The organism is Kitasatospora gansuensis (assembly GCF_014203705.1).
Taxonomy (GTDB): Bacteria; Actinomycetota; Actinomycetes; order Streptomycetales; family Streptomycetaceae; genus Kitasatospora; species Kitasatospora gansuensis.
In genome coordinates, this window is the sequence record NZ_JACHJR010000001.1 from 6,496,235 (window position 1) to 6,509,194 (window position 12,960).

The 12,960-nt window shown below is 71.6% G+C and carries 15 protein-coding genes; 10 read left to right on the top strand and 5 right to left on the bottom strand.

Annotation, left to right across the window (positions count from 1 at the left end; translation table 11 throughout):
* Nucleotides 1-268 precede the first annotated feature (268 nt).
* From F4556_RS29305 to F4556_RS29315, 3 genes are read left to right on the top strand one after another with little or no spacing between them, the layout of a single operon-like run.
* Complete coding sequence (locus F4556_RS29305) at nt 269-1,885, top strand: ABC-F family ATP-binding cassette domain-containing protein (protein ID WP_184921360.1); 1,617 nt, start codon at nt 269-271, stop codon at nt 1,883-1,885.
* 54 nt (nt 1,886-1,939) lie between these two features.
* A complete protein-coding gene (locus F4556_RS29310) occupies nt 1,940-2,167 on the top strand; it encodes a hypothetical protein (protein WP_184921362.1) in 228 nt (75 codons plus the stop codon).
* On the top strand, nt 2,164-2,541 hold the full coding sequence (locus F4556_RS29315; RefSeq protein ID WP_184921364.1) for a toxin Doc: 378 nt from the start codon (nt 2,164-2,166) through the stop codon (nt 2,539-2,541). The genes F4556_RS29310 and F4556_RS29315 overlap by 4 nt, the downstream gene beginning before the upstream one ends.
* Before the next feature lie 31 nt (nt 2,542-2,572).
* Here F4556_RS29315 and F4556_RS29320 read toward each other — a convergent pair whose 3' ends face one another.
* Complete coding sequence (locus tag F4556_RS29320; RefSeq protein WP_184921366.1) at nt 2,573-4,549, bottom strand: carbohydrate binding domain-containing protein; 1,977 nt, start codon at nt 4,547-4,549, stop codon at nt 2,573-2,575.
* Nucleotides 4,550-4,925: 376 nt separating this feature from the next.
* Between F4556_RS29320 and F4556_RS29325 the strand changes: the two genes are divergently transcribed.
* Both F4556_RS29325 and F4556_RS29330 read left to right on the top strand, forming a co-directional pair.
* Nucleotides 4,926-5,321: a hypothetical protein gene (locus F4556_RS29325; protein ID WP_184921368.1), complete on the top strand. Its 396-nt coding sequence runs from the start codon at nt 4,926-4,928 to the stop codon at nt 5,319-5,321.
* Nucleotides 5,318-5,704 (top strand): hypothetical protein, encoded by a 387-nt coding sequence (locus F4556_RS29330; RefSeq protein ID WP_184921370.1) that lies wholly within the window; start codon nt 5,318-5,320, stop codon nt 5,702-5,704. Before F4556_RS29325 ends, F4556_RS29330 begins: the two co-directional genes overlap by 4 nt.
* A gap of 19 nt (nt 5,705-5,723) precedes the next feature.
* Here F4556_RS29330 and F4556_RS29335 read toward each other — a convergent pair whose 3' ends face one another.
* A complete protein-coding gene (locus F4556_RS29335) occupies nt 5,724-6,296 on the bottom strand; it encodes a YdeI/OmpD-associated family protein (protein WP_184921372.1) in 573 nt (190 codons plus the stop codon).
* Between the two features lie 79 nt (nt 6,297-6,375).
* Between F4556_RS29335 and F4556_RS29340 the strand changes: the two genes are divergently transcribed.
* Entirely contained in the window at nt 6,376-7,281 is a 906-nt protein-coding gene (locus F4556_RS29340; protein ID WP_184921374.1) for a HEAT repeat domain-containing protein, read from the top strand.
* A gap of 18 nt (nt 7,282-7,299) precedes the next feature.
* On the opposite strand, the gene F4556_RS29345 is transcribed toward F4556_RS29340, so the two are convergent.
* Both F4556_RS29345 and F4556_RS29350 read right to left on the bottom strand, forming a co-directional pair.
* A complete protein-coding gene (locus F4556_RS29345) occupies nt 7,300-7,755 on the bottom strand; it encodes a DUF2000 domain-containing protein (RefSeq protein ID WP_184921375.1) in 456 nt (151 codons plus the stop codon).
* A gap of 66 nt (nt 7,756-7,821) precedes the next feature.
* Complete coding sequence (locus F4556_RS29350) at nt 7,822-9,078, bottom strand: RNA-guided endonuclease InsQ/TnpB family protein (RefSeq protein WP_184921378.1); 1,257 nt, start codon at nt 9,076-9,078, stop codon at nt 7,822-7,824.
* Nucleotides 9,079-9,215: 137 nt separating this feature from the next.
* Between F4556_RS29350 and F4556_RS29355 the strand changes: the two genes are divergently transcribed.
* Nucleotides 9,216-10,019: a helix-turn-helix transcriptional regulator gene (locus tag F4556_RS29355; RefSeq protein WP_184921380.1), complete on the top strand. Its 804-nt coding sequence runs from the start codon at nt 9,216-9,218 to the stop codon at nt 10,017-10,019.
* Between the two features lie 21 nt (nt 10,020-10,040).
* Here F4556_RS29355 and F4556_RS29360 read toward each other — a convergent pair whose 3' ends face one another.
* On the bottom strand, nt 10,041-10,667 hold the full coding sequence (locus tag F4556_RS29360; protein ID WP_184921382.1) for a TetR/AcrR family transcriptional regulator: 627 nt from the start codon (nt 10,665-10,667) through the stop codon (nt 10,041-10,043).
* Nucleotides 10,668-10,765: 98 nt separating this feature from the next.
* Here F4556_RS29360 and F4556_RS29365 point away from each other — a divergent pair, with 98 nt between their 5' ends.
* From F4556_RS29365 to F4556_RS29375, 3 genes are all read left to right on the top strand, one after another.
* Nucleotides 10,766-11,536, top strand: coding sequence for an SDR family oxidoreductase (locus F4556_RS29365; protein ID WP_184921384.1), 771 nt, complete (start codon nt 10,766-10,768; stop codon nt 11,534-11,536).
* A gap of 140 nt (nt 11,537-11,676) precedes the next feature.
* The gene (locus tag F4556_RS29370; protein WP_184921386.1) at nt 11,677-12,231 is read left to right on the top strand and encodes a hypothetical protein; all 555 of its coding nucleotides are present in this window, start codon (nt 11,677-11,679) and stop codon (nt 12,229-12,231) included.
* 117 nt (nt 12,232-12,348) lie between these two features.
* Nucleotides 12,349-12,873, top strand: coding sequence for a SigE family RNA polymerase sigma factor (locus F4556_RS29375; protein WP_184925352.1), 525 nt, complete (start codon nt 12,349-12,351; stop codon nt 12,871-12,873).
* Nucleotides 12,874-12,960: the final 87 nt, after the last annotated feature.

Consider the following 12,960-nt stretch of genomic DNA (forward strand, 5'->3'; position numbering starts at 1 on the left):
CTATCCGGCCCGCCGGAAAACCCTTTGCGGGCGGTCGGGCCGGCACCTAGCTTTGATCTCGGCCCACAAGCGATCCGAAGACTGGAGAAGGCCGTTGCTCTACTGAGGTCCTGAGACACCGCCCCCGCTGACATCCTTCGCGGGCGTGCGTGCGTTGACCTCGGTGGCGAGCCCCTTCTTTCGTGGTGCCCTCCCCATCCTCCGCAGCGCAGCGGTGTCTCCCCGTGCTCGTTCCCCACCACGGCGACCACTTCCCGGGAGGCCATCCATGGCGCAACCCACCTCTTCCATCCGCTGCACCGACCTCGGCTTCGAGTGGCCGGACGGCCGCAGCGTGCTGCACGACTTCCAGCTCGTGGTCGGCCCCGGCCGCACCGGCCTGATCGGCCTGAACGGGGCCGGCAAGTCCACCCTGCTCCGGCTGCTCGCCGGAGAGCTCGCCCCGACTGCCGGAAGCATCCGGATCGGCGGCGAACTCGGCTACCTGCCACAGGACTTGACCCTGGATACCGCTCAGCGGGTGGACCAGGCGCTCGGCATCGCGGCGGCCCGCGAGGCGCTGCACGCGATCGAGTCCGGCGACACCGACGAGCGGCACTTCACCGCGATCGGCGAGGACTGGGACGTCGAGGAGCGCGCGACCGCCACCCTGGCCAGGCTCGGCCTCGGCCGGCTCGGCCTGGACCGTACGGTCGGCGGGCTCTCCGGCGGCGAGGCGGTGCTGCTGCACCTGGCCGCGCTGCTGCTGCGCCGACCGGACGTACTGCTGCTCGACGAGCCGACCAACAACCTGGACCGGCGGGCCCGGGGGCTGCTGTACGAGGCGGTGGCCTCCTGGCCCGGGGTGATGGTGATCGTCAGCCACGACCGGGAGCTGCTCGCGCTGGTGGACCAGATCGCCGACCTGCGGGACGGCACGGTCACCTGGTACGGCGGCAACTTCGCCGACTACGAACGGACCGTGGCCGCCCAGCAGGAGACCGCCGAACGGTTGGTCCGCGCGGCCGAGTCCGACGTCCAACGCCAGCAGCGCGACCTGGCCGACGCCCGCATCCGCCTGGAGCGGAGCGCCAGTTACGGCAAGCGGAAGTCGGTCCAGCGCAACGACCCGAAGATCCTCGCGGGCGCCTTCAAACGCCGCGCCGAGGAGACCGCGGGCCGGCTCAAGGGCATGCACACCGACCGTCTCAACGAGGCCAAGGAGCGACTGAACGCGGCCGAGGAGGCGGTCCGGGACGACGCCGAGATCCGGATCGACCTGCCCCGGACGGCCGTGCCGGAAGGCCGGACGGTGCTCAGCCTGGACGGCGTCCGGCTCGCGTACGGCAACCGGGTCAGCCTGGAGATCCGGGGTCCTGAGCGGATCGCACTGGTCGGCCGGAACGGCTCGGGCAAGTCCACCCTGTTGCGCACCATCGCCGGTGAACTCCGGCCATCGGAAGGGGAGATGACCGTACCGGTGCCGGTCCGGCACCTGCCGCAGCGGCTCGACCTGCTGGACGACTTGCTCTCGGTGGCGGGCAACGTCAAGCTGTACGCCCCGTCGGCGGGCGACAACGCGATCCGGGCCAGGCTGGCCCGGTTCCAGTTCCGCGCCGGCCGGGCCGACCAGCAGGCCGGCACCCTCTCGGGCGGCGAGCGCTTCCGGGCCACCCTGGCCGCGCTGCTGCTGGCCGACCCGCCCCCGCAGCTGCTGCTGTTGGACGAGCCGACCAACAACCTGGACCTGGCCAGCGTGCGCCAGCTCACCCAGGCACTGGCCGGGTATCGGGGAGCGCTGATCGTGGCCAGCCACGACCTGCCGTTCCTGCACGGCATCGGCGCCACCCGCTGGCTCGAACTGGACGGCGGCCTGCGGCCGGTCGAGCCGGCCGAGCTGATCTGACGGATCCATTCGGAGGGGTACTGCTGGCCGGTACCCCTCCGGTACCGTGGCGGTATGCCAGCGCTCAACATCGAGTACACCGAGCTCGAACTCGCCGCGATCCGGGCGGCGGCAGCCGCCGACGGCAAGAGTGTGAAGGCGTACGTGCACGATCTGAGTGTCCGTGAGCAGCAGCGCCGGACGTTCGTGGAGCACGCGGTGGCGTTCTGGAACGAGCACCTCGACGAGTTCGACGCGGCCTTCCCCGAGGATGCACCAACGGACAAGGGCCCTGACGCGTGAGGACCGTGCTGCATGTCGACATCCGTTGGCTGCTCGATGTCCAGGAGCAGGCGTATCCGGAGGACCTGACGGTCCGGGACTACTCAGCGCTGCAGGCCGCCGTCGCCCGGCACCGGGTGAACACGGCTCAGCTCGGCCACGATGCCGACCCGTCCTGGTGCGCGGCCGCGCTGATGCACACCATCGTGCAGCTGCGCCCGCTGCCGGTGCGCAACAACCTCTACGCCTGTATGGCCACCGCCGCGTACATGCACGCGGCCGAGGAAGGCATCGACCCGCCGTACGGTGCGCTGGTCGAACTGGCCAGGGACGTAGCTGAGTTCAATGCCGACGTGTTCGTGGCGGCCGACCGCATCCGGTCCTGGCGGATCTGACTCCGCGAGGACCGGACACGACAAACGGCGGTCAGGCGGGGATGACCGTCACGTCGTCGCACCAGCCGTAGCCGGTGCCGCTGCGGGCGTAGCAGTAGACCTTGGCGCTGGTGGCGTTCGGTCCGGTGGTGAAGGTGGTGGTGCCCTCGGACCAGCCGGTGGCCGTGAAGGCGGCCCGGGTGCTGGAGCCGAGGGTGTCGTACTGCTTGACGCCGAGCGAGAGTTCGGTGCCGGTGGCGGAGACCCGGCCCCAACCGGAGAGCCGGTAGGTGGTGTTGGGGGCGAGGGTGACGACCTGTTCGGCGGCGGCCTGGGCCGGGCCGACCCGAGCGGCGCGGGTGCCGGAGTGGGCGTTCGTGGTGTCGACGGTGACGCCGCCGTAGAAGGTCCAGGGGGAGAGGGCGCCGGTCTCGAAGCCGGGGTTGCGGACGGCGTTGGCCGGGGCGCACGCGGTGTCGTCGAAGGTGGCGGCCTGCTGGAAGCCCCGGTCCGGGCGGCAGACGGCGGGTACGGGGGTGCCGAAGAAGTCCTGGCCGCCGTTGTCCGCTATCACCGAACCGGAGGCGCGGGAGGGGGAGTTGGCGCTGAGCCGGTAGTCCTCGGGGGTGCTGCCGCCGGCGTTGGCGAAGCCGGGTTCGGTGGTCAGCTTCTCCGGGTCGGCGGGCTCGTTGGCCGGGTGGTTGCCGAAGAAGGTGTTGGCGGTCCAGGTGAAGTCGGCGGGCTGATAGACGTTGGAGCCGAAGCCCGCGTACCCGCCGGTGCCGAGGTTGTGGAAGACGTTGCCGGTCAGCCGGGTGGCGCTGGTGCCGGAGCCGTCCTGGATGATCGCGGTGGTCGAACCGGCGGGCAGGTACACGGTGTTGTGGTACATCTGGGCGTTCTTCTCGCCGACCGCGAACAGCCAGCGGCTCTTGTCGGCCCGGCTCAGGTTGTACCGGACCACGGTGCCGGTGCTGCTGGAACCCGCGCCGCAGGCCCCGCAGAACAGCATGAAGCCGCCCTCGTTGTCGTGGCTGTAGTTGTACTGGAAGACCACGCCGGTGTTGCCGTAGTCGGAGTCGAAGGCCATCCCGTCGTTGTTGTCGGACAGCCTGCGGACGTGGTGCACCTCGTTGTACTGGACCGTGGTGTAGTCCGAATTGATGGTCCAGATACCGGCGTTGGAGCCCATCGGGCGCATCGCGAGGTCGTACGCGAGGTTGTGCTCCACCAGTGCGTGGTCGGCGGCCCGGACCACGATGCCGTCGCCGCCGGTGTCGCTGATCGTGTTGCCCCGGAAGACCAGCCGGGTGCTGGGACGCCAGTTGACCGTGGAGCCGCAGCCGTCCCCGCTGCCGTAGCTGGGCCGGCACATCCAGCTGGAGCGGTTGGTCAGGCCCTCGCGGTCGACCCGGGCGATCCGGGAGTTCTGCACCAGGACGTCGTCGAAGTTGGTGGGGGTGACGGTGCCGGAGACCCGGAACTGGATGCCGTTGCTCCACTTGGTGGCGTCGCCGTTGACGTCGTGCACGTAGACGTCGTCGACCAGGTAGTGCGAGCCGACCCCGTCGGGCAGGTCGGCGACCTCGACCAGCAGGCCGTTGCGTTCCCGCTTGGTGGCGGCGGGGTCGGCGAAGGTGATCTCCAGTTCGCGGAGCTCCCACTGCTCGACGTTGTAGAGGTGCACGGCGGCCTGCTCGGTCGAGGCCGGGTCGCCGGACACCACCGGGCGGGCGGTGCCGGTGCCGTAGCCGGCCAGGGTGACCGGTGCGCCGGGTGCCCCGGAGCCCTGCGGCTTGAGGGTGCCGAGGCAGGTGGCGCCGCGCTTGAGCAGCAACTGGTCACCGGGGCCGAAGAGATGGGCGTTGGCGGCGGCCAGGCTGTTCCAGGGGCTGGTGACGGTACCGGTGCCGTTGGTGGCCGCGGAGCAGTCCAGGTAGCTGGTGACGGGGGAGGCGGCGACTGCCGGGGTGGGTAGGGCCGCGGCGGTGAGCGCGAGGAGGGTGAGGGCGGTGCGGGGCAGGAGCATGGGTGGGTGACTCCCTGAGTGGCGATCCGAAGGGCGATGGGATCGAATGGGACCGTTAGATCGATCAGCGCTCGAATGATACAAACCGATCAGGCGGTCGGAACAGACCCGTGCACGGGGGAAATGGGGTGGTGCGGGTTCGGCTCCCGGGTGCTCCCGAGTGCGCCTGGGGCGTGCGGGGGCTGATGTGGCGTCACCCGTCCGGGTAGTGCCGCTGCCGTCCGGGACGTCCGGGGTGGGGGCGGGCCGCACAATCGGCCGGATGGATGACGTTTCCCTCTGCCCGCCGCCCCCTCCGCAGCCGCCGCCACCGCCACCGCCCCCACCTCCTCCTCCGGCGCAGACGTGCCCGTCGGAGGCGGCCACGCCGACGCCGGTGGTGTCCACTCCGGCGCCGTCACCCTCGCCCACGCCCCCGGTCGCCACGCCCACCCCGGCCGCCGCCGCGGCGAGCAGCGTCGCCGCGCCGCCCGAGGCACCCCGTACGCAGACCGCGAAGCCGGTCCGGCCCAAGGCACCCGTGGTCGCGCGCACGGTGGCGCCGGAGCCGACGACACCTCAGGCGGTCGCGCCCGAACCGCAGTCCGCGCCGCCATCGGTCACCTACAGCGCACTGGCCGCCCCGCCGCCCGTCCCTCCGCCGCCGCCCGGTCAGGCCGGCCAGGGGATCGACCCGGTGATCTGGTCGGTCGTCCTGCTGCTGGTGATCCTCGTCCCGGCCGCCCTGGCGGCCCTGCTCCAGCCCGTCCACCGTTCCAGGAGCCGCACGTGAACCTGCTCGCACTGGTCGGCGCCCTCGCCGCGCTGCTCATCGCCGTGATCGGCCTCGCCGTCGCGCACCGGCTGCGCCCGGCCCTCCCCAAGGGCGAGCCGGAGCCCGAGCCGCACGCGGTCCTGCTGACCATCGGCTCCGGCCTGCTGTCCGGCTTCGTCCTGCTCACCGGCTTCCTGGTGGCCACCGGCTGGGCCGCCCGCAGCACCAACATCGTGCCGCCGCTCGGCCTCTACGCGGCGGACATCTGCGCCGCGATCGCCGTCCTGCTCTACCCGGCCCTGGCCGGACTGCCGTTCACCGCCCGCCACGTCACCGCCGTCGCCTTCTTCGGCGCCCTGGTCGGCTACACCCTCACGGCCGCGATCCAGCTCCGCCCCTGACCGGAACTCCCACGGTCGGTCAGTTCGGGCCCTGGGCCAGTGATTTCACCGCTCTGGCCAGTCGGGCCTGCCGGGCTTCGGGGGTGAGGGCTTGCAGCAGGGGCAGCAGCAACTGGTAGCGCCCGGTCTGGTTGAGGGCCTCGAACGCCCGCGTCGCCGCCGGATCGGCCGCCAGGGCCTCGGCCAGGTCGGCCGGCACCGTCGCGTTCCGCTGCGACGCGTACGCGGCCGCCCACCGCCCGTCCGCCTGCGCCCGGCGGACCTCGGCGAGGCCGGGCTCCCGCATCCGGCCGGCGGCCGTCAGCTCGGCGACCTTCTCCACGTTGACCTGCGACCAGAGGCTCCGGGGCCGTCGGGGGACGTACCGCTGCAGGTAGTACTGCCCGTCGAGGGAGCGGCGCTGCCCGGAGACCCATCCGAAGCAGAGCCCGTGGTCCACGAGTTCGTCGTCGGTGACGCTCGGGATGCCGGACTTCTTCTTGGCGACCTTGACCCAGATCCCCTCCTGCCGCCCGTGGTGCTCGGCCAGCCACCGCTCGAACGCGGCCCCGTCCGCGAAGGCCACGATCTCCACCCCGTCACGCTCGTCCATGCAGCCCAGGCTAGGGCCTCTCTTTCGGCGGCCCGAAAATTCGCCCGGCTGTCCGCTGACCGTGCGCCAGACTGGCCAGGTGGAGAGTGACACGGTGGCGGTGCTGTCGACGGGCCTGGAGCTGATCGGTTCCGGCGAGCCGGACGAGCGGCGGGCCGGGTGCGACCTGTTGGGCGACGCCGCCGATCAGCACGAGGACCTTCGCGACGGTGTGGCGACCGCGCTCCTCGCCCTGGCCGAACGGGAGACCGAGGCCCGCGTCCTGCAGTCCCTGGCGCGCGCGATCGAGCGGACGTACGACCAGCGCGCCGTGCCCGTCCTGGTCACGTTGGCCAGGCATCCCGACGCCGAGGTCCGCGAGGAGGTGGCCCGCTCGTTCGCCGGTGTGGTCACGGGCCTGCCGGACGGGCCGGAGATCCGGGCGCTGATCACGCTGACCCGTGACGAGGAGCCGGAGGTCCGCAACTGGGCGACCTTCACCCTGGGCTTCCAGGCCGAGACCGACAGCCCCGCGATCCGGGCCGCGCTCAGGGACCGGGTGGCCGACGGGTGCGCGGACGTCCGGGAGGAAGGCATCCGGGGGCTCGCCCGCCGACGCGACCCCCGCGCCGTGCCGCTGCTGCTGGAACTCCTCGGCGACCCCGAGGGCGCGCACAACCTCACCTTCGACGCGGCGCGGCTCATGGGCGCTCCCGAACTCCTGCCGGCTCTGCTGGCCTACGATCCCGCCGACCCGGGGGTGGCCGCCGCGGTGCGTGCCTGTGACCCGGTGCAGCAGGCCCAACTGGGCTCCAACTGCTGGGCGTTGCTGTCGGCCCTCGATCAGGCGTGCCCCGAGGCGGGTGTCGGCCTCTCCGCCGGCCGGTTCGGCCCCGGGCTGTCCCTCGACATCGGTTCGCTGAGGTACGACGTCGAGGCGCTGCTCGCCCGCGCGGGCGGTGACCCCCTTCGCGCCGTCGACCTGGTGCTCGCCGACCTGGCCTGATGGTGCGGGAGCGCGCGGTCAGGGATGCATCCGCGCGCCCTTGAGGACCTTGTCCACCGCGTTGCGCGGCCCGTGCACGGCCAGGCCCACCAGGTCGAGTTGGTGCGTGCCGACGGCCCGTACGGCTGCCCGGTTGTCGCGGTCGTTGCCGGTGCCGAACAGGTCCGACGTGAAGACGGACGTCGGCAGCGAGCGGGACAGGGCGCGGCCGTGCGCGCTGGTCAGCAGCTCCTTCGTCCCCTCGAAGACCAGCACCGGCTGACGGAACATCGGCAGGTACGCGACGTCGTCGGCGTCCGCGTACGGCTCGCCGATCAGTTCGGGTGCCGCCGTGCCGAGGCCGCTGACCAGGAAGGCGGTCACGTTCAGGCGTTGCCAGGGCTCCAGGTCCTCGCGCAGCAGTACGGCGATCTTCGTGTCGAAGCGAACGGGGCCGCTCGCGTTCAGGGGGGTGGTCTCGTCGTTCGTTCTCATGCGTTGAGACTGCCGGTTGGGCGCCGGTGGCGTCTTGTACGTTCTTTGCTTGACATCCTCGCCGCGCTAAGGCGTGGGGATTCCGGCCGCGCCTGCGGCGCGGGGCTTGCGCCCCGTACGGCTGGCGTTCCGGTGGGTTCCTGTTTCAACGGGCCGTGCCTGGCGTGGGATTGCCACGCCGGGTCTTACCGGCCCTCCGCAGGCGTTTAGCCTGTCCGCCCGTCCGGCGGCCAGGATGTTCCGAGCAGCATTGAGGTCACGGTCATGAGAGGTACCGCACGCGCCGCACTTCCACGTGCGGACGTTCAGGGGCTTGGGACCGTCCGGAACTCCGCAGGTGGAGCACACCTGGGAGGTCGGTTCGTACCGGCCGATGACACCGACATGCCGACCGTACCGGGCCGCCTTCTCGGTCAGCAGGCGCCGGAAGGTCGACCATCCGGCGTCATACACGGACTTGGCCAGGCGAGTGCGCGCGAGACCGCGCACGTTCAGATCCTCCAGGTAGATCGCTTGGGTTTCGCGGATCAACCTGGTTGTCTGCTTGTGCATCCAGTCCATGCGAGTGTCGGCAACCCTGGCGTGCGCCTTGGCGACCTTGCGCCGGGCCTTCGCCCGGTTCCTGCTCCCCTTCGCCTTGCGGGACAGGACGCGCTGCGCGGCCTTCAACCGGCGCTCGGCCTTGCGCAGGAAGCGCGGATTGTCGATCACCGTGCCGTCGGACATCACTGCGTAGGTGGTCAGCCCGAGGTCGATCCCGACCTCGGCGTCCAGCGCCGGGAGATGCTCGGGTTCGATGTCCACGACGAAGCTGGCGTGGTAGCGGCCGGACGGGTCCAGGACGACTGTCACGGACGATGGATCGGCGGGCAGTGCCCGCGCCCACTTCACCCGCACGTCACCGATCTTCGCCAGATTCAGCTTCCCGTTGCCGCGGATACGGAACCCGTTGCGGGAGAACCGCAGGGACTGACGGTTGTCCTTCCGCGACTTGAACCGGGGCAGCCCAACCGGTCGGCCCCGGCGTTTGCCCGACAGCGAGTCGTAGAAGTTCCGATACGCCGTGTCCAGGTCGCGAAGGGACGACTGCAGCGCGTCGACCGACACCGACCCGAGCCACGACCGGGCGTCCGTTTTCTTCGCGTCGGTGATCACTGTCTTGGCCAGGGCCCCGGACGGGAGTTTCGACCGGTCCGCCTTCCATGCTGCCTTTCGAAGGGCAAGCGCATCGTTGTACACCACCCGCGCGCACCCGAACGTACGGGCCAGCGCAGAGCGCTGACCCACCGTCGGATAGACGCGATACGAGTACCGAAGATGCACACGATCAACATACCGACAGGCACTGACAACCACCTGCACGGAAGTCTGCCCTGGCAGCGAAACGCCGCCCCCGACCTGCTCTGTAGGCGATCCGTTTCCTCTCCCAGCCAAGGCCGGGGTATCCACGGAGGTCCCCGATGACGCCCCGCCAGGAGATCGCCGCTTGGCGTCCGTCGGTGCCGGGTGTGACGGAGGTCTTCCACGCCCGCTTCACCGAGCACGCGTACCCGATGCACGTGCACGACAGCTGGACCCTGCTGATCGTCGACGACGGCGCGGTCCGGTACGACCTGGACCGTCACCAGCGGGGCACCCCGGGCGACACCGTCAGCCTGCTCCCGCCGCTGGTCCCGCACAACGGTTCGCCGGCCACCGCCGGCGGCTTCCGCAAGCGGGTGCTCTATCTGGACATGACCCAGCTGGACGCGAGCCTGATCGGCCCGGCGGTCGACGGCCCCGACCTCCACGACCCCGAACTGCGCGCCTGCATCGGGCAGTTGCACACCGCCCTCGCCCGCCCGGGGGACGAACTGGAGGCTGAGAGCCGGCTCGCTCTCGTCGGCGAGCGCTTGCGCGCACACCTGCGACCCCGGCTGGTGGCGGGCGGTGCGGTGCCCGAACCGGGAGTCGCCGGGCACCTGCGGGACCTGCTCGACGAGCGGCTGACCGAGGCCACCACCCTGGAGCAGGCCGCACGCCTGCTGCATGCCCACCCCGCCCACCTGGTACGGGCGTTCAGTGCCGCGTACGGGATCGCGCCGCACCAGTACGTGATGTCCCGCCGGGTCGACCTGGCGCGGCGGCTGCTGCTCGACGGGCAGCCGCCGGGTGAGGTGGCGATCGCCGTCGGCTTCTACGACCAGCCGCACTTCACCCGGCACTTCAAACGGATCTGGGGCATCACGCCGGGCCGCTACGCCCGTACCGGCGCGGGGAGTTGAGCCCCCGGGCCGGGCCGTCCGTCAGCGGACCGGTTCGGGCCAGGCTCGCATCGCGAGGTCGGCGACCTGCTCCAGCTCGGCCCTGGTCGCGCCGTCGCGGGCCCGCTGTGACATGCCCTGCAGGACCGTCCCGACGAAGACGGCCAGCGCGGCGGCATCGGTACCGGGCGGCTCGTGTCCGGCCGCGACGTCGGCCCGGATGCGGGACTCCAGGGCCCGGAGGTTGCCGTTGCGCACGCCGCGCAGCTCCTCCTCCACCTCGTGCGTCGTGCAGTTGACCGCCGAGCTGATCAGCAGACAGCCCCACGGGTGGGCCGGGTCGGTGTACTCGGCCGCCGCCACCCGCAACATCCGCGCGACGCCCGCCCGGGTGGTCGGCCCTTCGTCCAGCGCGTGCGAGACGGTCGCGCCGTGCGCCCGCCGGTAGTCGGCCACGACCTCCTCGAACAGGGAGCGTTTGTCGCCGAACGCCGCGTAGAGACTCGGCGGGCGGATCCCCATTGCGGCGGTGAGATCGGCGACCGAGGTCGCCTCGTAGCCGCGCTCCCAGAACAGGTCCACGGCCCGGGCGAGGGCGGCCTCGCGGTCGAAGGAGCGGGGGCGCCCGCGCGGGGCCGGGTGCTGCGCGATGGGCTGGTCGGCGGTCATGGCGGGAATTCTATATCGAGCACTACAGAAGAGTGCTACGGTCTCGTTCCGTAGTGATCGCTAAAGAAATCGTTTCGACGTGGAATGAGGGCACAGCCATGGGTTCGCTTGCAGGCAGGACGGCACTGGTCACCGGCGGCAGCCGAGGCATCGGCCGGGGCGTCGCCGAGCGGCTGGCGCGGGAGGGTGCCCTGGTCGCGGTGCACTACGGCAGCAACCGGGAGGCCGCCGAGCAGGTCGTCAAGGGGATCAGGGCCGACGGCGGCCGGGCGTTCGCGATCGGCGCCGAGCTCGGTGTGCCGGGCGACGCGCAGGCGCTCTGGGCGGCGTTCGACGCGGCGCTGGCCGAGCACGGCGAGGGCGCGACCGGGCTGGACATTCTGGTCAACAACGCCGGCATCGGCGCCCACGGCCGGATCCACGAGGTGACCGAGGCGGACTACGACCGGGTCTTCGCGGTCAACGTCAAGGCACCGTTCTTCATCGTCCGGCAGGGCCTCGACCGGCTGCGGGACGGCGGCCGGATCATCAACATCTCCTCCGGTGCCACCCGGATCGCCTTTCCCGCCATCACCGCCTACTCGATGACCAAGGGCGCGCTCGACATCCTGACGCTGACGCTCGCCCAGGATCTCGGGCCGCGCGGGATCACCGTGAACTCGGTCAGCCCGGGGATCGTCGCCACCGACATCAACCCCTGGCTGGCCGACCCGGACGCCCACGCCGAGGCGGCGGCCTACTCCGTCTTCGGCCGGGTCGGCCGGCCGAGCGACATCGCCGACGTGGTCGCCTTCGTGGCCTCCGACGACGCCCGCTGGATCACCGGCCAGACGCTGGACGCCACCGGCGGCTCCTCGCTGGGGGTGTAGGCCCGGCCGGCTCCCCCTCGCACGGGGGAGAGGGTCCGTCCTTGTGGTGGACGTCCGACTCCAGGGGTGACTGGGAGATTTGAGGCAGCGGCGGGAACGCCTGCCGCTGCCAACTCCAGCGTCCCATCGGAGGATTGACCATGCGAAAGCTCATCGCCGCAGTCGCGCTCACCACCGCCGTGACCGCCGTCGGCACCACTGCCGCATCGGCGGCACCGGCCGCCGACAGCACCCGCCACCAGAGCCTGCACGCCTGGACGCTGCTCAACGAGCACGGCCCGGGCCCCAACCCGGGCGAGCGGCTCACCGTCCGGGTCGAAGCCCACGCAAACGCCGGTCACCAGGCCCGTGGGCGTGCCGTCGTCGAGCACGTCTTCCCGGGCGGTTACGCCGTGCGGGGTGAGATGAGCATCGACTGCCTCAGCACCGACGGCGCCGCCGTCACGGTGACCGGGCCGCTCGAATCGCTCCACTTCACCGTCCCCGCAGGCGAGAACCCGCCGCCCGCGCCGCCGAGCACCTGGCACCCCGAGGCCGGTCTCACCTTCTACCCCGCCGACGAGCACGGCGAGCGCCGGGTCGGCTGGTCGGGTGCCAACGCACTGGACTACAGCGCCCCGGCCCAGGCCACCAAGTGCATGCCCACGGCGCCCAGCACCTGGGTGATCCAGGGCGGCTTCACCCTCCGTCGGTGACCGGAGCTTCGGCTGACGGAGGATCAGGATCGCTGTGTAACATCCCGGCCGCCCACCCGGTCATTGAGGTGTAGGGCAAATTCGACCAGGGGGCGAGCGGTGGCAGGCAACAGGACGGTGCGCAAGGCCTGGGAGGACGACTTCGAGGCGTTCGCGGCAGGGCGGGCCGGTCCGCTGTTCCGGTCGGCCTGCCTGCTCACGGGAGGCGACACGCACCTCGCCGAGGATCTGGTCCAGGAGACGCTGGCCCGGGTCTACGCCCAGTGGCACCGCACGTCGTGGTTCTCGAGCCGGGCGGTGATCGAGAATCCGGCCGGCTACGCGCACACGGTGCTGGTTCGGGCCTTCCTCTCGCACCGGGGCCGTCGCAGCAGCGGCGAGCACCCGGTCGGCGAGATCCCGGACGGCGCGGCGAAGGAGGGCGACACCACGCTGCGCCTCGCCTTGGAGGCCGCGCTCCGTGCGCTGTCACCTCGGGACCGCGCGGTGCTGGTCCTGCGCTACTGGGAGGACCGGAGCGTGGAGGAGACTGCCGGCGTGCTGAACAGCAGCTCGGGCGCGGTCCGCACCCAGACCGTCCGGGCCCTCGGCCGGATCCGCGCCCTGCTCGGCGACGGTATCGCCGACCTCGCCCTCCGCTGAGCCGCCGTCAGCGCGTCGGCCGCTGAGTCGGCCAACCCCTACCGGACGGGCGACCACGCCGCGGTCCGAGCTCCAGACACCTCAGAC

Bases quoted from the DNA above. Each gene is read 5' to 3' on its own strand.
- F4556_RS29365 (WP_184921384.1), top strand. From the start codon at position 10,766: ATGGGTTCGCTTGCAGGCAGGACGGCACTGGTCACCGGCGGCAGCCGA.
- F4556_RS29320 (WP_184921366.1), bottom strand. From the start codon at position 4,549: ATGCTCCTGCCCCGCACCGCCCTCACCCTCCTCGCGCTCACCGCCGCG.
- F4556_RS29310 (WP_184921362.1), top strand. From the start codon at position 1,940: ATGCCAGCGCTCAACATCGAGTACACCGAGCTCGAACTCGCCGCGATC.
- F4556_RS29370 (WP_184921386.1), top strand. From the start codon at position 11,677: ATGCGAAAGCTCATCGCCGCAGTCGCGCTCACCACCGCCGTGACCGCC.
- F4556_RS29355 (WP_184921380.1), top strand. From the start codon at position 9,216: ATGACGCCCCGCCAGGAGATCGCCGCTTGGCGTCCGTCGGTGCCGGGT.
- F4556_RS29305 (WP_184921360.1), top strand. From the start codon at position 269: ATGGCGCAACCCACCTCTTCCATCCGCTGCACCGACCTCGGCTTCGAG.
- F4556_RS29335 (WP_184921372.1), bottom strand. From the start codon at position 6,296: ATGGACGAGCGTGACGGGGTGGAGATCGTGGCCTTCGCGGACGGGGCC.
- F4556_RS29360 (WP_184921382.1), bottom strand. From the start codon at position 10,667: ATGACCGCCGACCAGCCCATCGCGCAGCACCCGGCCCCGCGCGGGCGC.
- F4556_RS29345 (WP_184921375.1), bottom strand. From the start codon at position 7,755: ATGAGAACGAACGACGAGACCACCCCCCTGAACGCGAGCGGCCCCGTT.